The sequence below is a fragment of the Nonomuraea indica genome, assembly GCF_002850745.1.
Taxonomy (GTDB): domain Bacteria; phylum Actinomycetota; class Actinomycetes; order Streptosporangiales; family Streptosporangiaceae; genus Nonomuraea; species Nonomuraea indica.
In genome coordinates, this window is the sequence record NZ_KZ559480.1 from 76,639 (window position 1) to 96,731 (window position 20,093).

At 72.9% G+C, this 20,093-nt stretch carries 17 protein-coding genes; 7 read left to right on the forward strand and 10 right to left on the reverse strand.

Annotated elements, in window-relative coordinates; genetic code table 11:
• The first annotated feature begins 19 nt into the window (after positions 1-19).
• The 3 genes from CXR44_RS30435 (at position 20) to CXR44_RS30445 (ending at position 2,095) form a co-directional block, all read left to right on the forward strand.
• Positions 20-694, forward strand: a complete 675-nt coding sequence (locus tag CXR44_RS30435) for an alpha/beta fold hydrolase (protein WP_101789588.1) — start codon at positions 20-22, stop codon at positions 692-694.
• 313 nt (positions 695-1,007) lie between these two features.
• Complete coding sequence (locus tag CXR44_RS30440) at positions 1,008-1,346, forward strand: hypothetical protein (protein WP_144070135.1); 339 nt, start codon at positions 1,008-1,010, stop codon at positions 1,344-1,346.
• Positions 1,343-2,095: a PIG-L family deacetylase gene (locus CXR44_RS30445; RefSeq protein WP_101789590.1), complete on the forward strand. Its 753-nt coding sequence runs from the start codon at positions 1,343-1,345 to the stop codon at positions 2,093-2,095. Before CXR44_RS30440 ends, CXR44_RS30445 begins: the two co-directional genes overlap by 4 nt.
• Here the strand turns inward: CXR44_RS30445 and CXR44_RS41815 are convergent.
• Positions 2,090-5,158, reverse strand: a complete 3,069-nt coding sequence (locus tag CXR44_RS41815) for an AfsR/SARP family transcriptional regulator (protein ID WP_101789591.1) — start codon at positions 5,156-5,158, stop codon at positions 2,090-2,092. The two genes, CXR44_RS30445 and CXR44_RS41815, sit on opposite strands and share 6 nt — an antisense overlap.
• Positions 5,159-5,308: 150 nt before the next feature.
• On the opposite strand from CXR44_RS41815, the gene CXR44_RS30455 reads away from it, so the two are divergent.
• Together CXR44_RS30455 and CXR44_RS30460 are read left to right on the forward strand one after the other, a co-directional pair.
• A complete protein-coding gene (locus CXR44_RS30455) occupies positions 5,309-6,355 on the forward strand; it encodes a class I SAM-dependent methyltransferase (protein ID WP_101789592.1) in 1,047 nt (348 codons plus the stop codon).
• A 67-nt stretch (positions 6,356-6,422) separates the two neighbouring features.
• Positions 6,423-6,995, forward strand: a complete 573-nt coding sequence (locus CXR44_RS30460; RefSeq protein WP_101789593.1) for a GNAT family N-acetyltransferase — start codon at positions 6,423-6,425, stop codon at positions 6,993-6,995.
• Positions 6,996-7,031: 36 nt separating this feature from the next.
• Here CXR44_RS30460 and CXR44_RS41820 read toward each other — a convergent pair whose 3' ends face one another.
• Together CXR44_RS41820 and CXR44_RS30470 are read right to left on the reverse strand one after the other, a co-directional pair.
• Positions 7,032-7,916 (reverse strand): glycosyltransferase family 2 protein, encoded by an 885-nt coding sequence (locus tag CXR44_RS41820; protein WP_101789594.1) that lies wholly within the window; start codon positions 7,914-7,916, stop codon positions 7,032-7,034.
• 249 nt (positions 7,917-8,165) lie between these two features.
• On the reverse strand, positions 8,166-9,245 hold the full coding sequence (locus CXR44_RS30470; RefSeq protein WP_101789595.1) for a fibronectin type III domain-containing protein: 1,080 nt from the start codon (positions 9,243-9,245) through the stop codon (positions 8,166-8,168).
• 618 nt (positions 9,246-9,863) lie between these two features.
• Between CXR44_RS30470 and CXR44_RS30475 the strand changes: the two genes are divergently transcribed.
• Complete coding sequence (locus tag CXR44_RS30475) at positions 9,864-11,330, forward strand: sialidase family protein (RefSeq protein WP_101789596.1); 1,467 nt, start codon at positions 9,864-9,866, stop codon at positions 11,328-11,330.
• A gap of 188 nt (positions 11,331-11,518) precedes the next feature.
• Here CXR44_RS30475 and CXR44_RS30480 read toward each other — a convergent pair whose 3' ends face one another.
• From CXR44_RS30480 to CXR44_RS30505, 6 genes are all read right to left on the reverse strand, one after another.
• A complete protein-coding gene (locus CXR44_RS30480; protein ID WP_101789597.1) occupies positions 11,519-12,184 on the reverse strand; it encodes a response regulator transcription factor in 666 nt (221 codons plus the stop codon).
• Positions 12,181-13,329, reverse strand: a complete 1,149-nt coding sequence (locus tag CXR44_RS30485; protein ID WP_101789598.1) for a sensor histidine kinase — start codon at positions 13,327-13,329, stop codon at positions 12,181-12,183. Before CXR44_RS30485 ends, CXR44_RS30480 begins: the two co-directional genes overlap by 4 nt.
• Before the next feature lie 186 nt (positions 13,330-13,515).
• Positions 13,516-13,923, reverse strand: a complete 408-nt coding sequence (locus CXR44_RS30490; RefSeq protein ID WP_245899580.1) for a hypothetical protein — start codon at positions 13,921-13,923, stop codon at positions 13,516-13,518.
• 174 nt (positions 13,924-14,097) lie between these two features.
• On the reverse strand, positions 14,098-14,688 hold the full coding sequence (locus CXR44_RS30495) for a DUF1707 SHOCT-like domain-containing protein (RefSeq protein WP_101789600.1): 591 nt from the start codon (positions 14,686-14,688) through the stop codon (positions 14,098-14,100).
• A gap of 349 nt (positions 14,689-15,037) precedes the next feature.
• A complete protein-coding gene (locus CXR44_RS30500) occupies positions 15,038-15,406 on the reverse strand; it encodes a spore-associated protein A (protein WP_219602043.1) in 369 nt (122 codons plus the stop codon).
• Positions 15,407-15,631: 225 nt separating this feature from the next.
• Positions 15,632-18,883 (reverse strand): efflux RND transporter permease subunit, encoded by a 3,252-nt coding sequence (locus CXR44_RS30505; RefSeq protein ID WP_101789602.1) that lies wholly within the window; start codon positions 18,881-18,883, stop codon positions 15,632-15,634.
• 104 nt (positions 18,884-18,987) lie between these two features.
• Between CXR44_RS30505 and CXR44_RS30510 the strand changes: the two genes are divergently transcribed.
• Positions 18,988-19,434 (forward strand): MarR family winged helix-turn-helix transcriptional regulator, encoded by a 447-nt coding sequence (locus tag CXR44_RS30510; RefSeq protein WP_101789603.1) that lies wholly within the window; start codon positions 18,988-18,990, stop codon positions 19,432-19,434.
• 28 nt (positions 19,435-19,462) lie between these two features.
• Here CXR44_RS30510 and CXR44_RS30515 read toward each other — a convergent pair whose 3' ends face one another.
• Complete coding sequence (locus CXR44_RS30515) at positions 19,463-20,083, reverse strand: TetR/AcrR family transcriptional regulator (RefSeq protein WP_101789604.1); 621 nt, start codon at positions 20,081-20,083, stop codon at positions 19,463-19,465.
• Between the last annotated feature and the right edge of the window lie 10 nt (positions 20,084-20,093).

Genomic DNA, 20,093 nt, shown 5'->3' on the forward strand with positions numbered 1-20,093 from the left:
CCCGACAAGGAGCACCACCATGGCGACCTTCATCCTGATCCCCGGCATGTGCCACGGCGGCTGGTGCTTCGACGACCTCGCCGGACAGCTGCGCGGCCACGGGCACGACGCCCTCCCGCTCACGCTGACCGGGCTCAGCGAGCGCAGCCACCTCCTCCACGGCGGAGTGAACCTCGACACCCACATCCTGGACGTCACCGCGGTCCTCGCGACCGCCGACATCCACGACGCCGTGCTGGTCGGCCACAGCTACGGCGGCATGGTGATCACCGGAGTCGCCGACCGCGTGCCCGGCCGCGTGAGCGCCATGGTGTACCTGGACGCCATGGTGCCGGGCGACGGCGACTCCTGCTGGAGCCTCGTCACCGACCGCGAGCGGCAGTGGTACGCGGACGTGGTGGACACCGGATACGCGACGCGGCCCATGCCGTTCTTCGATCCCCGGGCCACACCGCACCCGGTCGCCTCCCTGCTCCAGCCGCTCCGGCTCACCGGTGACCACACGGGCGTCCAGCGCCTCGTCTACGTGTACGCGGCGGGCTGGGACGGCGAGTCCCCCTTCACCTCCGTCCACGACCGGCTGCGCGAGGACCCCGCCTGGACGACGCACGCGCTCGACAGCGGGCACAACCTCATGCGGGACGCGCCGCAGGACCTGCTGAGGATCCTGCTCGAGGCCGCCGGCCCCCGCTGACCCGCCGGGGCGGCCCGGCCGCACGTGTGGCACCCTGCAGGAGCCACGAGGCCGCGTTCGACGGGCACCGGCGCGCCGGCGTCACCGGATTCGCCGACCGCTGCCCCGGGGACGCCCGGCGACTGCTCCACCGCCGCCCCGCGGACGCCGCTCTGGGTGCGCGACCTCGGCTTCGACCGGCTGGACGCCTTCCGCGCCGACCGGGCCCGGCGCGGCTTCGCCCCACCGGCGTGAGTTCCCCGCAGGACGAGCCGTACAGGAGCGAATCCTGCCCGCGGGGTCCCCGCGACCGCGACAGCGCCGTGAGAGCGCCGTGCGAGGCGCTCCCCCGACGATCGGGGCGTGCGTGGACGTGGAGGACGAGATGCGCGATGACGCGGTCATGGCCGGGTGGGGCGTCGCGGCCTGGGCGTTCGTGTCCGCGCAGCAGCATCGGCTGCTCGGGGCGGCCGGGGAGCGGGGACCGCTGCCGCTGGCCCTGAACAGCTCCGCCGTCCAGCTCGGGGCGGCGACCGGCGCGCTGGCCGGGGGCCTGGTGGTCGACACCGCCGGAGCCGGCCGGCTGTGGCCGTTCGCCGTGGCGTGCTGCGGCGCCGGGCTCGCCGGGCACGCGATCCTCGCCCGGCGACCCGGCAGGAGGGCAGAGGCATGAGCACGGCAGTTCGCGACGTGGCCGGACTGGGCACCATCCTGGGCGTCTGGGCACACCCGGACGACGAGGCGTACCTGTCCGGCGGAGTGATGGCGCTGGCCCGCGACGGCGGGTCGCGGGTGGTGTGCGTGACCGCGACGCGTGGCGAGCTGGGCACTCCGAACCCCGAGACGTGGCCGCCGGACAGACTGGCGGCGGCGCGGACGCGCGAACTGGCACGCTGCCTGGAGATCCTCGGGGTGGACGAGCATCACTGGCTCGGCTACCGCGACGGCCGGTGCGCGGCGGTCCCGGCGTCCGGCGCGGTCACGCGGCTGTGCGAGATCATGGAACGGGTCCGCCCGGACACGGTGCTCACCTTCGGCCCGGACGGCATCACCGGCCACCCGGACCACCAGGCGGTCTCGGCCTGGACGACCGCGGCGTTCGGCCGTGCCGCCCCGTCCGGGGCGCGGCTGCTGCACGCGACGTTCGCCGAACGGCGGGCGGCCCGCTGGGACGCGCTCAACGCGAGCCTGGGCATCTTCCCGCCGGGCTACCCGGTCACGACCCCAGCTCACCGGCTGGCGGTGGACCTCGTGCTGGACGCGCGGACCGCGGCCCGCAAGGCGCGCGCGCTGGCGGCGCAGGAGACCCAGACGGGCGCGCTCATCGCCGGCCTGGGCGTGGACCGGTTCACCGAGTGGGTCGCCGACGAGGCCTTCACCGAACCGGCGCGCGTGCCCGCAGCGGACGGGCGGCCGTCATGAACGGGTGAGGTTCCGCTCGATCGCCCGCCTGGCGACGTCCAGCACGGCGGCCCGGCCCAGGACGGGCGTCACCGGGGCGGCGCACGACGGCGGGGCGGCGATCATGGTCGGGGCGTCGTGGGTGCCGGCGCAGGCGGTGGCAGCGTCATGGGCGACGGCCCGGGCGTCGGGGGCGGCGTTCACGGCGGGGGCGTCGGGGGCTTGGCCGGCCGCCGCGTCGATCAGCGCCGCCGGCTCGTCGTCACCGAGCCGGCGCAGCAGGCCGGCGAGGTTGCGCAAGGTGACCCACAGGTGGGTCCAGTTGCCGTTGCGGGCGAAGTAGTCGATGACGTCCCGGTAGCCGCCGAGGGCCTCCGGCGTCCGCCCGGCCTCGGCGCGCACGGTGAGCAGGCCGACGGTCGCGACGCCGACGAGGAACGTCGCGCCCGAGGCGCGCGCCAGGTCGATGGCGCGGAGGTAGTGCCGCTCGGCCGGTTCGCTGCGGCCTGCCGCGTTGTCGATCTCGCCGGCCACGTACGCGCCCCACGACAGCATCGTGGGCGACACCGCGGCGGCGAGCCCCCGGTCGTTCAGCTCGCGCGCCGCGTCGAGGTCGCCCGCGTACGCCTTCGCCAGGGCGGCGATCCCGAGGTTCTCCCGCTGCGGACCGGCCAGCTCGGCCGCGGCCAGGGAGTGCTCGACGACGTCGCCGTAGGCGCCGCGGGCCAGGTCGGCCACCGACAGCACCGACAGGCAGTGCCAGGACCCGTCGCCGCCGGACACCTTGGCCGGCCCATCGCCGCCGGACACCTTGGCCAGGCCGGCGCGGGCGAGCCGGTCGGCCCGCCGGTAGTCGCCGCGGTGGTAGACGGCCTCCGCCGCGGTGCCGAACACCGCCGGGGCGCGCGGGTGGACGGCGAGAGCCGGATCGCCGGCCAGTTCCTCCGCCCAGTCGCGGATCTCGGCGAGGTCGCGGTAGGCGACCGCCTCGTACAGGGCGACGACCATCGCCGCGGCGGCGTCAGGGTCGCGCCGGTCACGGGCCAGCCGCCAGGCGGCCCTCAGGTTCGGCAGCTCGCGGCGCAGGACGGCATCGGCGTCCGGCTCCCGCCCGGTGGTCATCGTCTCGGCGATCCAGGCGGTGAGCTCGGTGGCCCAGCGCAGCATGCGCTCGGCCGCGGCCTCGTCCTCGCCCGCCGCGGCCAGCCGGTCCAGCCCGAACGCCCGCAGCGTCTCCAGCATGCGGTAGCGGGTGCCGCCCTCGAACCTGGCCTCGATCATGGAGGTGTCGACGAGGCGGGCCAGCGCGCTGCCGGGATCGCCGCGCAGACCCAGCCCGGCGGCGAGACGCTCGGCGGTGTCGAGCGCGACGCCGTCGGCGAACACCGACAGGTGCCGGAACAGCCGCCGTTCGTCGTCCGTGAGCAGCCGGTAGGACCAGTCGATCGTCGCGCGCAGCGTCCGGTGCCGCGTGTCGGCGCCGGACGTGCCGCCGCCGAGCAGGTCGAGCGAGCGGTCGAGGCGGTCGCGCAGGTCCGTCAGGGAGAACGTGGACAGCCGGCCGGCGGCCAGTTCGATGGCCAGCGGCATGCCGTCGAGCCTGCGCACGATGTCGGCGACCGCGCGCAGGTCGTCCGGAGTGGGTGGCGGGCCGGGGCGCACCCGGTGGGCCCGGTCGAGGAAGAGCGCCACGGACGGGACCCGCGACGGGTCCTCGGCGGAGTGCGGCAGCGCCAGCGGGGCCAGCCGTGAGACGTGTTCGGCGGCCAGGCCGAGCGGTTCGCGGCTGGTGGCCAGCAGGCGGAGGCGGGGGCAGCAGGACAGGAGCACGCCGGTCAGGTCGCGGACACCGTCGAGCAGGTGCTCACAGTTGTCGATCACGAGCAGGCCGGGCTGGTCGCCGAGCAGGGCGACGCAGGCGGACAGGACGTCGCCCTGGACGACTTTCAGGTTCAGGGCCGCGGCCAGCGCGTGGGCGATGGCGGCGGGGTCGGTGACCGGTGCCAGCATCAGGACCGGGGCGGGGCCGCTCTGCCGCGCCACCTCCAGGGCGACCCGGGTCTTGCCGACGCCGCCGGGACCGGCGAGGGTGACCAGCCGCTCGGCGGCCAGCACCTGGTGCAGGGCGGCGACCTGCGGCGCGCGGCCGATCAACGGGGTGGCGGGGGCGACGGGCGTCCTGAGCCCGTCGTACACACCGAGCCCCGGGTGTGCGGCCGGCCCGGCAGGCCCGGGGCGCGGTGTGGGCGACGGGCGCTCGGCGGGCGGTGGTGGACCGGCGGGGCCGGGGTGGGCGGGGGGTGCCGGAGTGGAGGCGGGGCGGGGTCCGGCGGCGCCTCGGGCGACCGCGCGTTCGAGCTCGTCCAGGGCGGGCGACGGGTCGAGGCCGGTCTCGTCGGCCAGCCGGCGCCGGTGCGCCCGGGCGACGCGCAGCGCCTCGGGCGCCTGCCCGGTGGCCGCCAGCGCCCGCATGAGCAGGAGCACCGCGGGCTCCCGCAGCGGGTCGGCGGCGCAGGACGCGGCGGCGCGGTCCAGGACCCGGTCGGCCTGACCCGCGTCGACGGCGGCGGCGATCATCGCGTCGGTCACCTCGCGGTGCAGCCGCGCGTACTCCTCGACCGCGGCCGCGATCGGCTCCACCTCGGTGAGGTCGGCGAGCACCGGCCCCCGCCACAACCCGTACGCCTCCCGCAGCACGGAGAACGCGCGGCCCGGGTCGTGCCGTGCCGCCGTCCGCGCGGCGGCCAGCGACGCGCGGGCGTGTGCCACGTCGAGCCCGTCTCCCCCGAGGTCGAGCCGGTAGCCGTCGTGCCGGAGCGTCAGCCGTCCGGCCGCCGGGCCGAGATGGCCGCGCAGCCGGGACACGTGGTTGTGCAGGGCCTGCCGTCCCGACTCGGGCACCTCCGACGGCCACAGCGCGTCCACGAGCCGCTCCACCGTGACGACGCGCCCCTCGGCGAGCGCGAGCAGCGCGAGCACGGCGCGCCGCTTCGGGCCCGGGACGTCCACCGGCGCGCCGTCGACGAGCAGCCGCAGCGGTCCGAGCACCTCGACCCGGACCGGCGGCGGGCAGTCGGCCGCCATGCCACCTCCTCTCCCCCATCATGCCCGTGACCAGGAGAGATGCGTCCTGTTAGGACGACGATAACGCCGTGGGAGAGCCGTGACAGGCGGCGCGTGGAGCCTTTCGGGTGGGACCGGCACGAGCCGGGCCCGGAGAGAGGGGGGACGACGATGGACCACGACAAGGTGAACCAGTTCATGGAGCGGATGGTGGCGGACCTGGCGGCGACCGACGCCGCCGGATCCGTCGTGATCGGTCACCGGCTCGGCCTCTACCACGCGCTCGCCGAGGGCCCCGCGACGCCCGCGGAGTTCGCCGAGCGGACCGGCTGCCATCCGCGTTATCTCACCGAGTGGCTCCGCGGCCAGGCGGCCGGCGGGTACGCCGACTACGATCCGCTGACCGGCCGGTTCTCGCTGACCGAGGAGCAGGCGTTCTGCCTGGCCGACCCGGCGGGGCCGAACGTGCCGGCGGCGTTCCTGATCTCGCTGGGCATGCTGCGGGCCGAGCCGCGCATCACCGAGGCGTTCCGCACCGGCGCCGGGGTCGGCTGGCACGAGCACGACGAGGACGTCTTCGTCGGCTGCGACGCCTTCTTCCGGCCCGGGTACGCCGCCGCGCTGGTCCCGAACTGGATTCCCGCGCTGGACGGGGTCGAGGCGAAGCTCGGCGCGGGGGCGCGCGTCGCCGACGTCGGCTGCGGTCTCGGCTCGTCGTCGCTGATCCTGGCCGAGGCGTACCCGCGCACCGCGGTCGCCGGTTTCGACTACCACGCCGAGTCGGTGGCGCTGGCTCGCGAGAAGGCCGCCGAGAGCGGGCTGGCCGACCGGGTGACGTTCGAGGTGGCCACCGCGCAGACCTTCACCGGCACGGGCTACGACCTGGTGACGATGTTCGACTGCCTGCACGACATGGGCGACCCGCTCGGCGCGGCCCGGCGGGTGCGGCGGGCGCTGGCCCCGGACGGGACGTGGCTGCTGGTGGAGCCGTTCGCCGCGGACCGGGTCGAGGAGAACTTCACGCCTGTGGGGCGGCTGTACTACAGCGCCTCCACGTTCCTGTGCGTCCCCAACGGCCTGTCCCAGGAGGGCGGTCACGCGCTGGGGGCGCAGGCCGGCGAGGCCGCTGTCCGCGCCGTGACGGCCGAGGCGGGTTTCACCCGGTTCCGGCGGGCCGCGCAGACCCCGTTCAACCTGGTCTACGAGGTACGGCCGTGAACCGGCGGTGACACCCCTTGTGAGAAGATCCGTCCCGACATGTACCGGTTTCCACCGTGGAGGGACGATGTTCGCGGTATCCCTGGGTGACGACGGCGCGGAGCTGCGCCCCCTCGAGCCGTGGCGGGCCGAGGAGTTCCTGGCCCACATGGACCGGGGACGGGAGTTCGTCGGCCGGCACATCGCGCTGGCCGACGTGGTCACGGACCTGGCGTCGAGCCGCTCGTTCCTCCAGGCGTACGCCGACAAGGCCGCGGCCGACACCGGGCGCATCCACGGCATCTGGACCGACGGCAAGCTGGTCGGCGGCGTCCTGTTCCGGACGATGGACGTCGCGCAGGGCGTCGCCGAGGCGGGCTGCTGGCTGGAGCCGTCGGCGGCAGGCCGCGGCCTGGTCACCCGGGCGGCACGGGTGATCATCGACTGGGCCGTGGAGGAACGCGGCATCCACCGGGTGGAGTGGCGGGTCTCCTCGGCGAACGAGGCCAGCATCGCCGTGGCGCGGCGGCTCGGGATGACGAGGGACGGCGTGCTTAGGGAGAGTTTCCGCCACCGGGGGGAGCTGCAGGACATCGAGGTCTGGTCGGTGCTCGCGCCGGAGTGGCGGGCCGCCGGCAAGGCGCGCCGAAGCTCGCCCTGAAGCGGCCACCGCCGTCCCGGCGCGGGCGGACCGTACTCACACGATCGGCGGACGACCGGCCCGGGTCAGCCGCAGGACGGTGCGCCACGACATCGGCCGGCGCTGCCCGTGACCGCCCCTGAGCCCTTCCCGCAGGCCGGCGAACCAGACGGCGAGGTGGGCCCGGGACCGGATCCGGGTGACGCTGAGCACCGCCCAGGTCGCCAGGTAGACGGGGATCAGGGGCGCGGGCAGGCGGCGGAAGGCGAGCCAGACCCGGTTGCGGGCGACGAGCCGGTAGTAGCCGGCATGCCGGGCGGGGTCGGTCGCGGGGTGGTGGATGACGATGTCGGGCGCGTACCAGCCGGTGCGCCCCAGGTCCCACAGCCGCCAGCTCAGGTCGACGCCCTCGTGGAAGAGGAAGAAGTGGCCGGGCCAGCCGCCGGCGCGCTCGTAGTCGGCGCGGCGCACCAGGACCACCCCCTCCGCCATGACGGTGATGGTGCCCCGCCGGCCGGCGTCGCCCGCGCGCAGGCGCGGCACCCAGCGGCGCAGGGTCACACCGGTGTCCGGGTCGGCGATGCGCGGCTGGATGTAGGCGGCCTCGGGGTGCCTGCGGGCTTCGGCGACGAGCCGGGCCAGCGTGTCAGGCGTGGGCAGGACGGCGTCGTTGTCGAAGAAGAAGACGAACTCGCCGCCGCCCGCGCCGCCCAGCGCGTCGGCGCCGACATTGCGGCCCTGCGGGATGCCCTCGTTGACCGGCAGCGTCACGGTACGGACGCCCGCGGGCACCCGGGCGGGGACGACCCCGTTGCCGACCACGACCACCCGCAGGTCGACGTCCCGCTGGGCGAGGAGGGACTCCATCGCCTGCGAGAACGCCTCGGGCCGGTCGTTCATGGTGAGGACCACCACGTCGACCGCGGTCTTCGGGCTGGGCATCGTGTCTCCCGGACGGGTGCGGCTTGAGGTCGGGGCCTGGTCACGTGCTGTTCCGCTGCTCGTAACCGGCCCAACCTAGCGCCATCCCCGCCGGTCGTGGCCCGGAACGAGCCGCCCGGTGGTCACAGGATCGCCACGAGTACCATGGACACCGCCGTCGGCGTCAGCACGGCCACCGAACCGACCGCCCAGTACGGACGTGCGGCCTGGCGCGTCATGCCCCGCTCGGACCTGCCGCGCGAGGGCTCCCTAGCGCGGGACCGCGCGGCGCTCGTTGGCCAGGGCGTTCTCGGCCGCCACCTGTGAGCGTTCCTGCACGCTCACGCACACGTGGTCGCTCGGGCGCGCCTCGCGCCAGACATAGGGGACCTTGCAGTCGTCCGGCGCGACGAAGACGCAGTTGGGAGGAGTGCAGGTGTACGCCCGCCGGTTCTGCGCCTGGTCGTTGTCCGCGGCCACCTGCTTGCGCCGGTGCACCTCGACACAGACATGGTCCCCGGCGAACGCCTCCCGCCAGACGAACGGCGGAGCGCAGGTGTCGGGACCGGAGTGCGTCGGGTACGCGAGGGTGGAGGCACGGTATCCCAGAGCCCAGTCGTGGCAGTTGTCGCTGCCGATGCCGAAAATGGTCTCCGTACACCCCTGCACCGAGAAGTCGTAGGCGCGGCCCGGCAGCAGACCGTCGACGCGCTGATAACCCCACGTCCCGTCGTCGTCGTGGTGGACGGTACGCAACTCGCGCGGCCCCTTCGCCGTTCCGAACGGGCCGGTGAAGTTGACGAAGTACGAATCGTAGTCGTAACCGGCTTCCCATTTGATGCCGATCCACGTCGGACCCGCGTGATGCTCGACGATCCGGGGCCGGGGCGGACGATTCTGCGGCCTGGGAGTCTCGGGCGGGGCGGTCCGGCCGGCGCCCTCCGAGCAGGCCGGTTCGTTGTCCTCCTCGGTGATGAAGTAGGCGCAGACACGATAGGTGTACTCGGTGTCCGGCCGCAGTCCGCTGTCGAAGAGGTCACGCCGGTCCGGCTTCACGTTGTCCCAGCGTTGGTACGGCTCCAGCCGTTCGACCGAATAGTCCCAGACGCAGCCGATCCCGGTGCACACGGGGACGGGATGCTCCCACCGGACGACGACGCTGCCGGGCAGGCTGCCCGTGCCGGGGACGCTGGGAACGACTCTCGGCGGTTCGTCCGGCGCGGCGGCGAGCGCGGCGGTCCCCAGCGTCGGCAGCATGGCCAGGGAGAGCAGCACGGCGGCCGCTCGCACGCTCCACGCCGCCACCGCTCGGCTCGCGGTCCTGTTTCCGCCTCTGACCTCGGTCGCCATGATGCAACCTCCCGTCATTCCCCCTGGGCGGCTTCCCGCAGAACGGCGTGACGTGGCACGCCACAGCTCGTGCCGGAGGAAATGGCATGCGGCAAAGCCACGACGATTATCCGTGATGACCCGACGGGCAATATGAAATCCCCGGACTATTCGCGGTCGATGACGTGTCCGGCAACCGGCGAAAGCGCCACTCCGACGAAATACCCGAATCGGGGACGATGGATCGGCAGCGGCACGCGCATGCGCTCGATAATCAGCCTACGACACTTCTCGGGAAGGAACGCAACGCCACAAGTCTCAAGAATTCTTTTCGTTGTGGGCGTACCGGCCGAGCCGCCGAAGCGGCGCACGCCCGACCGCGGAAGCGGCGCATGCCCGACCCCGGGAGCGCCCGCGCTGACTCCGCGCCGTCCGCCTGTCGAGACGCCGGTCAGCTTCGCGATCGCCCTGTCCGTGCTGGTCGGAGACATCCTCGACCGCGCCTGTCGCCAAGAGCCGGACGAAGCTGATCTTGTGGCTGTAATCTTCCCTGCGTCGTTCGCCGACTCCCGGAAGGGTGCCACGTCACCCCGGCGGGGAGGCGACGTCCCAGAGATCCAACGAAGATGAGGAAAGCTCGTGATCCGACGCTCCAGGGCACTGTTAGCCGCAGCGGCCACGCTGCTCGCCTGCACCGTCGCGCAGCCCGCCGCCGCCGACGACACCGCGACCCCCGGCCCTGCCATCGTCCGGCCGGTCTCGGGGCTCAGCCCGCTCTCCCCGGACTGCGGACTTCCCCCGGCCGACGGCTACACCCTGAATCCCAACACCGAAGTCCTGCCCATGCTGGCGCGGGACCCGAAGCGTCCGCAGCGCCTCGTCACGGTGTTCCAGCAGGACCGCTGGAGCCGGTACGGCAGCAACGGCGCGGTCGCCGCCGTGTCGGACGACTACGGTCTGACCTGGAAGCCGTCCGAGAACCAGCCCGCCTTCTCCCGGTGCAACGGCGGCACGGCCGAGAACGGCGGAGACTACGACGTCACGACGGACCACTGGGTCACGGTCACCCCGTCGGGTACGGCGGTGGCCGCGTCCCTGTCGATGTCCCGCGCCGGCGACGTGACCGCCATCCTGGTGGCCCGGTCCGCCGACGGCGGCCGGACCTGGGACCGCCCGGTCACCCTGCAGCGCGACGACAACCCGCGGTTCTTCAACGACCGCCCGTCGGTGACCGCGGACCCGTACCGCCCGGGCGTGGTCTACGCGGTGTGGGACCGCATCGACGACCAGTCGACGAGCACCACCCCGAACTGGGTGCAGCCGGTCTACCTGGCCAAGTCGACCGACGACGGGCGCACCTGGACCACCAGCAAGGTGTACGACGTGCCGACCAACAGCGGCGTCATCGGCACCCAGCTCGTGGCGCTCCCTGACGGGACGCTGCTGATCGGCATGCACCACGAGACGACCACCGACGGCTCCACCCAGGTCATCCGCTCGACCGACGGCGGCCGGACCTGGTCGGCGCCGACGCTGAACGTCCCGGCCCCGCTCGCCGTGGGCCCCCGCATCCCGGACCCGGACAACTCGGGCGACCCGATCCGCAACGCGGCCCTGCCCCTGCTGGCCGCCCAGCCGGGCACCCAGGTGGTGAACGCCGTCTGGCAGAGCCAGGAGTCCGACGGCACCTTCCACGTGGCCTACTCGCGATCGGCGGACGGCGGGAAGACCTGGTCCAGCCCGGTTCGCGTGGACCGGACGCCCACCGGCTCCGCCGCCGTGCCGGTCGTCGCCGCGTCCCGGACGGGCACCGTGGCGGTCACCTACTACGACTTCCGCAACAACACCCCCGACCCCGCCACCCTGCCCACCGACCTGTGGGCCGTCACCTGCGCGAGCAACTGCACGCAGCCCAAGTCCTGGCGCGAGCAGCACATCGAGGGGCCGTTCGACGCGCGGAAGGTACCGGCCACCAGCGTGGGACGCCTCATCGGCGACTACACCGGCCTCGTCTCGGTCGGCAGCGCCTTTACCGCCGTGTACGGCGTGTCCACCAGCGACGCCGCCAACCCCGTGGACCTGCACAGCGCGGTCTTCCCCGGCTGAGCGGTGGCGCGCCGCCCGCGGCGCGGGCGGCGCGCTCCGCCGTTGCGAGGTGACGTCACCGACGCGCACCCGGCGCGGCGGATGCCGCGCCGCCGCGGACAGTGTCACACGGCCGGCGTCACACGGCCGGCGTCACACGGCCGGCGTCACACGGCCGGCGTCACACGGCCGGCGTCACACGGCCGGCGTCACACGCCAGGCCGGATCAGGCCGCTCTCGTAGGCCAGGATGACCAGCTGGACCCTGTCGCGCACGTCCAGCTTGGCGATGGCCCTGGTGATGTGGGTCTTGGCGGTGAGCGGACTGATGACGAGGCGCTCGGCGATCTCGTCGTTGGACAGTCCGAGCACCACCAGCTTGACCGTCTCCAGTTCCCGGGAGGTGAGGACGGCCAGCCGCTGCCCGGCGCCCGGCGCGAGGCCCTGCCGGTGGGCGAACTGCTCGATGACGCGCCGGGTCACGCCCGGCGACAGGAGCGCGTCTCCGCCCGCGACCGCGGCGACCGCCCGGCGCAGGTCGGCGGGTTCCACTTCCTTGGTGAGGAAGCCGCTGGCTCCGGCGCGCAGGGCGGCGAAGACGTGTTCGTCGGTGTCGAACGTGGTGAGGATGATGACACGGCAGCCCGGAGTGGCCGGGTCGGTGACGATGCGGCGTGTGGCGATGATCCCGTCGGTGCCCGGCATGCGGATGTCCATGAGGATCACATCGGGGTGGGTGCTCGCGGCCAGCCGTACGGCTTCGTCGCCGTCCTGAGCTTCGCCGACGACCGTGATGTCCCGGGAGCGGGCCAGCAGGCTGCGGAAGCCGGCCCGTACGAGTGCCTGGTCGTCGGCGAGGAGCACCTTGATCGTCATGCCGTCGAGCCTGCCACAGGGATGTCGGCCCGCACGGCGAAGCCGCCGCCGGGGAGGGGTCCTGCGGTGAGCGCGCCCCCGAGGGCGCTCACCCGCTCGCGCATACCGGCCAGGCCATGGCCTTCGGCGACGTCGGCGCCGCCGGTGACGCTGCGGCCGTTGTCGACGACCTCAACGGTGATCGAGCGAGGCTGGTAGCCGATCGTCACCTCGGCCCTGCTCGCCCCCGCGTGCTTGAGCGTGTTGGCGAGGGACTCCTGTACGACGCGGTACACGGCGATGGCGGGGAGCGCGGGGACGGCCACGCGGTCGCCGTGCTCGGCGAGGGTCACCTCAAGTCCCGAGGTGCGGGCGTCGGCGACGAGCGTGTCCAAGGAGGACAGATCGGGCTGGGGCGCGGTGCCGCCGGGACTGTCACGCAAGATCGTGATGAGGGAGCGGAGGTCGGTCATCGCCCGGTTCCTGACGTCCTTGGCCAGGCGTAGCGCGGCGGCGGCCTCGGCCGGATCCTCCTGGACGGTGTCGGCGGCGACGTTGAGCTGCACGCCGACGACGGCCAGCGTGTGCGCGACGATGTCGTGCACTTCGTGCGAGACGCGCAGCCGTTCCTCGGCGGCACGGGCACGGCTGTCGGACTCGCGCAGCCGCTCGCGCCAGCGTATCGCGGCGGCGTAGGTGAGGCCCGCGGCGATGAGGATCACCAGGAGCAGTCCTTCGCCCGCGACGTGGAACACGTAGCGGGTCGGGTTCGTGCCCAGGACCCAGCGGAAGTCGACCGCCGAGTAGATCAGTTGGGCCAGGCCGATGGCGGCCACCCAGCGCACGCGTGGTGTGGTGGCGGCGGTGAAGTAGGCGACCGCGGCCGGCCAGATCCAACCGGCGGGAGACCAGTGTCCCGTGAGGTGAAAGACGAAGATCCCACCGATCGACAGCAGCAGCACGGTCATCGGCCAGCGGCGTCTGACCAGCAGGAGCACTCCGAGAAGCAGGCCGAGGGGAATCGTGCCCTGCCAGGGGCTGCGCACCCCGGTGGCCAGGGCCACGGCGACGAAGAAGACCACAGTGAGGGCGGCGAGGGCGATGTCGGCGATCCGGGCGAGGTGCCGGACATGAGCGGGTTCGCATCGTGGGGACGGCTCGGCCACGCGGAGGCCCTTTCTCGAGGGGTGACGGGTGTGACGCCGCGCCGGGGCCTACCGGGGACCGCGTCGCCCAGGTGGTCACATGGGCGACGCCGTCGGCATGGTCGGCTTCCGTGGCCGCGTGGACGGCGGACTCAAGGACTGCGGAAGCTCTGGAGCCGTTACCGGCCCGGGGTGGGAAGGTTCGGATCAGACGTGGGTGACCAGCAGGGTCACGCCTGCCTCGCCGCCACAGTCGACGAACACGGGCCCGACGCCGTTACCGATCTTGGGGTCGAGGGTCGCCCTGGCCACGAATCCCTTCGGGTCGTCCTTGATGATGCGGATGTTCCGCATCACCGGGTGCTCCCTGTCGAGTCCGCCGATCACGGCCTTGAGCCCTTCGCCGCCGCCGCAGCGACCGGTGATCGTCACCTCCTGCCCTCGCTCGGTGGTGGGATTGGGGCTGACCTGAACCACCGCCCTGGCGCCCTTCGGCGGCTTCGGCGCGGCCATCGCAGCGGTGGCCGCGCCGGCCGCGCCGGCCTGGGCACCGGCCGGCGCGCCGGCCACTCCCAGCAGACCGGCCGTCAAGCTCAACCCGGCGACCGCAGTCATCGCTCTCCTGCTCATGGCGATCTCTCCATCTCTCATCCGGCTGTCTCGACGAGAAACGCTAGGCCGGACCGCAGCGGGAGCGCGTCATCGGTTGGTCGTCACCTGGCCTTGCACCGTTCGCCGTACGCGTTACACCGAACGGCGTAGCAAGCGCCGTCCCTCGACCCGTCTTCCTCACCCGCCGCCGCGCCGCTGCATGCGGCGTTCCCAGCTGTTCGGGTGGCGGATGACCACGCCCCCGGTCCCGCCATCGCCGGCAAGGCGGATCCGCGGCGTCCCGGGAAGCCGCTCCGACGTGGTCTTGTCCCTGAAGCCGCCGAGGCCGGGCTCCATGTCGGCGGTCTCCGCCACCCACCCGTCGGGGATGATGATCGTGACACCGCCCGTCTGTCCGTGCACCTCCATCACGATCTCGGGCAGCCGGCACTGGGTCTGGGTGAAGTCGAGCTTGACGCTGCCCATGCCGCCGTACACGGTGATCCGGGCAGGCACCCGCCAGCGCCCGGTCCGCGCTGCGCCGCTCATGCCTCCCTTGACGACCAGCGGCTCCAGGGGAGCCTCCGAGGGCAGATCGGCGGTGAGGGGTGCCAGGTCGGCGTAGGTCCTGGCGTTCAGCGCCAGATCCAGCCGCGCTTCCAGCTCGGCGAAGTCGAGTCGTCCTTCAGCCGCCGCCGTGTTGAGCCGCTCCACCACCGCTTCGCGCTCGTCGTGCGAGACACGGATCCGATCAGGGCGGAAGGGGGTCGGTTGCTGGTTCTCGCCCATGGGTTCGCTTTCGACTTGAGATGACGGCCTTCCCGGGAGCCCGGGAGATCGCCACCATCATCCCGGTAAACACCTCCATGAGGGGTCCTCCGCGATCACCGATCGGTGACATTGCCGTCGCCGTGACACACCGTCCGCCTCGCCGTGCTGTCGCGGGTGTCGCCGGTCGAGACGCCGACCACGCGCCATGGGGTTGGCCGACCGGGTCGGATGGCTGGTCCTCCTGATGGCCCTCGCCGGCTTGGCGGTGCCGGGGTCGGTGCCCGGACTCTCGCGACCGGCAGGGGCCCGAACGTGATGTCCGCCCCTGCCCAGCGCACTGCGATCTCTCCGCAGTGAGGCGTCGAGGTCAGCCGCAGTGCTCCCAGGGGCTCTCCCACCACTGGTCGCCGTAGGAGCCGCCCCACTTGATGCACTTGCCCGGCGCATAGGCCTTGACCGGGCCGGCGTAGTAGCGGTAGTGATTCGCGTCCACGTCGCCCGGCGAGCCGTACGCCTGCACCATCGCACGCACCCAGGCAGTGTTGCCCCTCGCTCCGGTCTTCCAGGTCACCACGCAGTTGCTGCTGCCGTTGTAGAGCAGGTAGGTGGTGGCGCTGGAGCCGAAGGCGTGGCTGTCGATCACATGGTAGCTGCCGCCGCCACAGGCCTCGATGGGCGAGGACGCCGCCATGGCAGGACCGCTCAACGTCACGGACGCCGCCAGCGTGGCGGCCATCCCGAGAGCGAGGGTTGCACTTCGCTTGATCTTACCCACCCGGGGGTGCCTCCTCATTGTCCGCACTGTGGTGATCACCATAGCCGCACCGCTGTACGGCTCCGAGCGATCGGCACGTGAGCACCGGCCGATCCGGCGTGCGCCAGGCCCCGGCCGCCGCGTTCCCGCGACGAGGGTGGAACGGGAGAAGCCCCGGCGGGCGGCCGGGGCTTCTGCGGGGAGGTGTCAGGCCGGTTGGCCGGCGAGCTTGTCCTTCCCGGCGGCGTCGGCGTCCTGGCGAGGCGGTACGCCGGCCTCGGGGCGGCGGCGGAGCCGCTCCTTGGTCCGCTCCACCATCACGTAGAGCGTCGGAACCAGGACCAGGGTCAGCAGGGTCGAGCTGATCAGGCCGCCGATGACGACGATGGCCAGCGGCTGCGAGATGAACCCGCCGGAGCCCGTCACGCCCAGCGCCATCGGCGTCAGCGCGCAGATCGTGGCGATGGCGGTCATCAGGATGGGCCGCAGCCTGCGCCGGCCGCCCTCGATCACCGCTTCCACGATGCCCATGCCCTGGTCGCGGTACTGGTTGATGAGGTCGATCAGCACGATGGCGTTGGTGACCACGATGCCGATGAGCATCAGCATGCCGATCAGCGCAGGCACGCCCATCGCAGTGTCCGTGGCCAGCAGCAGCCCCACCGCGCCCGTCGCCGCGAACGGGACCGACACCAGCAGGATGAGCGGCTGCACGAAGCTGCGGAACGTCGCCACCATGATCATGAAGACGATGGCGATGGCCGCGAGCATGGCCAGCCCGAGGTCGGCGAACGCCTCTTCCTGGTCGGCGGACGCGCCGCCGATCTTGTACGAGGCCCCGGCCGGCAGCTCCAGGCCCTTCAGCCGCTGCGTCAGCGTCTGCGTGATGCTGCCGAGATCGCTGGCGGTGACCTTCGCCGTCACCGTGGCCGAGCGGGCGCCGTCGACGCGCGTCACCTGCGTCGGGCCGGCCACCTCCTCGACCTCGGCCACCGACGACAGCTTGATCAGGCCGGTCGCGGTCTGCAGCGGCAGGTCCTCGATCTCCTCGACGTCCTTCGGCGCGTCACCGACGCGCATGACCAGGTCGCTGGCGCGCCCGTCCAGGGTGAGCTGGCCGAGCGGCGCGCCGCGGAAGGCCTGCGCCACCGACTGGCCGACCTGCGCCTCGGTGAGGCCCTTGGCCGCCGCCTTCTCACGGTCGACGCGCACCTCGATGCGGGGTGCGCTCGTCTCGAGGTTGGAGGCCACGTCGCGCAGCCCGGTCACCTGGCTCATCGTGGTCTTGACCGCGTCGGCGGACGTCTGCAGCGACGCCGCGTCGGGTGCCTGCACGATGATCTGGACGGTGTCGGAGGAGAACCCGCCCCCGCCGCCGGCTCCCACGCGCACCTCGCCGACGCCGGACAGGCCGTCCAGCTTCTCGCGCAGCGCCTGCTCGATCCGCGGCGTGTCGGCGCCCTCCTTGATCGTCACGGAGTACGAGGCCCGGTCGGCGCCGCCGCCACCGCCGAAGCCGCCCGCCAGCGCGTTGCCGCCGCCGACGGTCACCTGGTACGACTCGACGTCGTCCATGCCGGCCAGCACGTCCTCGACCTTCTTGGCCGCGGCGTCGGTGGTGGCCAGGTCGCTGCCGGCGGGCATGCGCTGGTTGACGGAGATGGTGTCCTGCCCCGAGGAGTCGAGGAAGTTGGTCTCCAGGCGCCCGGCCAGGCCCATCGTCCCGGCGAACACCACCAGGCCGATGACCAGCGTGACGACCTTGAAACGGGTGGCGAAGCGCAGCACCGGCAGGTAGGCGCGCTGCAGCGGGCTGCGCAGTTCCTTGGCCTCGGCCTGCTCGCGCTGGGCGCGCGCCTGCTCCGGCGTCAGGTCGGGCGCTCGCAGGAACCAGTACGCCAGCACCGGCACCACGGTCAGCGAGACGACCAGCGACGCCATCAGCGCCACCGCCACCGTGACGGCGAACGGCCCGAACAGCTCGCCCACCATGCCGCCGACCACGGCGATCGGCGCGAACACCGCCACCGTCGTCAGCGTCGAGGCCGTCACGGCGCCCGACACCTCCCGCACGGCCGACAGGATCGCCGTCAGCTTCGCCTCGCCGTAGCCGAGGTGGCGTTTGATGTTCTCCAGCACCACGATCGAGTCGTCGACCACCCGGCCGACGGCGATCGTCATGGCGCCGAGGGTCAGCATGTTCAACGAGTAGTCGCCGGCCCACAGCGCGATCAGCGCGATCACCACGGACAGCGGGATGGACACCGCGGTCACGACGGTGGAGCGCACCGACAGCAGGAACACCAGGATGACCAGCACCGCGAACGCCAGCCCGAGCAGGCCCTCGGTGGTGAGGTTCTCGATGGACTCCTCCACGTAGGGGGCCTGGTCGAAGACGACCTCGACCGCGGTGTCGGAGGAGTCGCCGAGCGCCTTGGTCAGGTCGGGCAGCTCCTTGCGCACGGCGTGCGAGATGGTGACGGCGTTGCCGTCGGGCTCCATCGTGACCGACACGCCGAGGCTGGTCTTGCCGTCGGTACGGGTGATGGACGTGGCCTCGGCCAGCCCGCGCTCGACCTTGGCGACGTCACCGAGCTGGACGGGCTTCGGCGCGGCGGCCGGCGCCTGACCTGTCGTCGGCCGGCCGCCCTGCGGCTGACCCTGCGCCTGCGGCCGGCCCTGCGCCTGTGGCTGGGGCTGCGCCTGCGGCTGGGCCTGGGGCGCGGCGGGGGTCAGGTAGAGGGCCTTGAGCTTGGCGACCGTGTCGACGCGCGCCCCCACCTGGACGGTCAGCGACTTGCCGTCGTCGGTCAGCGCGCCCGCCGGCACGGGGGTGCCGTTGGCCCGCAGCACGTCGGGGATCTGCGTGGGCGACACGCCCGCCTTGACCATCTTCCCGAGGTCGGGAGTGATCGTCACGACCTCGTCGCGGGTGCCCGTGACCGTCACCTCGCGCACGCCCTCGATGCCCTGCAACTCCGGCAGCATGATCTGGCGCAGCTTGTCGGCCATCGCCCGCGGGTCGCCGCCGTCGCCGACGGCCAGCACCATCACCGGGATGTCGTCGGTGTTGCCGGCCGTGACCTGCGGCTCGACGCCGTCGGGCAGCTGGACCCGGGTGACCGCCTGCTGCATCTCGTTCAGGGACGACTCGATGTCCGTGCCGAACGCGAAGGCGACCTGGATCTGTGCCAGGCCCTCCTTCGACGTGGACGTCATCTCCTCCATGCCGGCGAGCCCCTGGAACGCGTCCTCCAGCGGCTCGGTGACCTGGTCCTCCACGATCTCCGGCGAGGCGCCCGGGTAGGAGGCGATGACGAAGGCGCCGGGGAAGGCCAGCGAGGGCAGCAACTGCTGCTTCAACTGCGGGATCGTGAACGCGCCGAACGCGCTGAGCACGAGCGCCACGAGGATGACGAGGCTGCGGTTGGCAAGGCTCAACCGGGCTAATGCGGTCATGAGGTCCCCTCCGAGAATTCGCCTCAGCCTAACACTTCGTCTTTAACGAATATTTAGGGCAAACCAACCTTCCTGATAAGATTCTCAGGCAACGAGGGGTGAGAGTGATCGACGAGCGTGAAGATCTGATCCGGCGAGTCACCGAGGCCCAGCGCGGGCTGGGGCGGGCCTTCGCCCACCTGCAGTCCCCGCTGTTCACCTCCAACCTGACCATGAGGCAGCTCAAGGTGGTCCTCCTGCTGTCGGTCAGGGGGTCCCTCTCCGGTCAGGACCTGGCCCACGACCTCGGCGTGGGCCTGGGCACGGTCACCGGCATCGTCGACCGCCTCGTCTCGCACGGCCTGGTCAGCAGGCACGAGGACCCCAACGACCGCCGCGTCCGCCGGGTGGAGCTGACCGCCGCCGGCACCCGGCTCATCGAGGAGATCAACGACGCGGGGCTGCAGCACATCCGGCGGATCATGGAGCACCTCGACCTCGACACGCTGCGCGCCCTCGACTTCGTGACCCGCCGCCTGCAGGAGGTCGCCGAGGAACTGCACCGGTCGTGAACCCGTCCCGGCGCCTTTACATTGTAGATCAGGTGTGGGCCGGTGCGGCGGGCCAGTGCTCCAGCGCCACGTGCAGCGCGTCGACCGCCCGCTCCCACGACGCGCCGACGTCGCGGGGGTGGCCGAACCCGCCGATGGCCTCCAGGCTGGCGTAGCCGTGGAAGGTGCTGCGCAGCAGCCGCACGGCGTCGGTCAGATCCGGCTCCTCCAGCCGGTAGGCCGCCAGCATCGCGTACGTCAGCTCGATCATCTCCCGGCCCCTGCGCAGGTCGTCGGCCGGAGCAGGGTCACGGGGATCGGCGCACAGGACGGCCAGCACCTCCGGGTCGAGCCGGATCTGGGTGGCGGCGTAGCGGCCGGGGTGCGCGCGGGCGAAGTCGCGGTAGGCATGGGCGAAGGCGGCCAGCGCCTCCTTGCCCGCCCGGCCGGCGAGCGCCGGGCCGGTGCGGTCGGCGAACTCGCGCGCCGCCAGCAGCGCGACCCGGGTGCGTAGCTCGTTCAGGTTCCGGACGTGGGAGTACAGGCTCGCGTCCTTGACCCCGAACCTGCGTGCCAGCGCCGAGACCGTCACCTTCTCGAAGCCGACCTCGTCGGCCAGATCGGCCGCCGCCCGCGTCAGCCGGCCCGCCGTCAGCCCCGCCCGCGCCATCCCGCCCCCT

Bases quoted from the DNA above. Each gene is read 5' to 3' on its own strand.
- CXR44_RS30435 (WP_101789588.1), top strand. From the start codon at position 20: ATGGCGACCTTCATCCTGATCCCCGGCATGTGCCACGGCGGCTGGTGC.
- CXR44_RS30445 (WP_101789590.1), top strand. From the start codon at position 1,343: ATGAGCACGGCAGTTCGCGACGTGGCCGGACTGGGCACCATCCTGGGC.
- CXR44_RS41815 (WP_101789591.1), bottom strand. From the start codon at position 5,158: ATGGCGGCCGACTGCCCGCCGCCGGTCCGGGTCGAGGTGCTCGGACCG.
- CXR44_RS30455 (WP_101789592.1), top strand. From the start codon at position 5,309: ATGGACCACGACAAGGTGAACCAGTTCATGGAGCGGATGGTGGCGGAC.
- CXR44_RS30460 (WP_101789593.1), top strand. From the start codon at position 6,423: ATGTTCGCGGTATCCCTGGGTGACGACGGCGCGGAGCTGCGCCCCCTC.
- CXR44_RS41820 (WP_101789594.1), bottom strand. From the start codon at position 7,916: ATGCCCAGCCCGAAGACCGCGGTCGACGTGGTGGTCCTCACCATGAAC.
- CXR44_RS30470 (WP_101789595.1), bottom strand. From the start codon at position 9,245: ATGGCGACCGAGGTCAGAGGCGGAAACAGGACCGCGAGCCGAGCGGTG.
- CXR44_RS30480 (WP_101789597.1), bottom strand. From the start codon at position 12,184: ATGACGATCAAGGTGCTCCTCGCCGACGACCAGGCACTCGTACGGGCC.
- CXR44_RS30490 (WP_245899580.1), bottom strand. From the start codon at position 13,923: ATGACTGCGGTCGCCGGGTTGAGCTTGACGGCCGGTCTGCTGGGAGTG.
- CXR44_RS30495 (WP_101789600.1), bottom strand. From the start codon at position 14,688: ATGGGCGAGAACCAGCAACCGACCCCCTTCCGCCCTGATCGGATCCGT.
- CXR44_RS30500 (WP_219602043.1), bottom strand. From the start codon at position 15,406: ATGGCCGCCACGCTGGCGGCGTCCGTGACGTTGAGCGGTCCTGCCATG.
- CXR44_RS30505 (WP_101789602.1), bottom strand. From the start codon at position 18,883: ATGACCGCATTAGCCCGGTTGAGCCTTGCCAACCGCAGCCTCGTCATC.
- CXR44_RS30515 (WP_101789604.1), bottom strand. From the start codon at position 20,083: ATGGCGCGGGCGGGGCTGACGGCGGGCCGGCTGACGCGGGCGGCGGCC.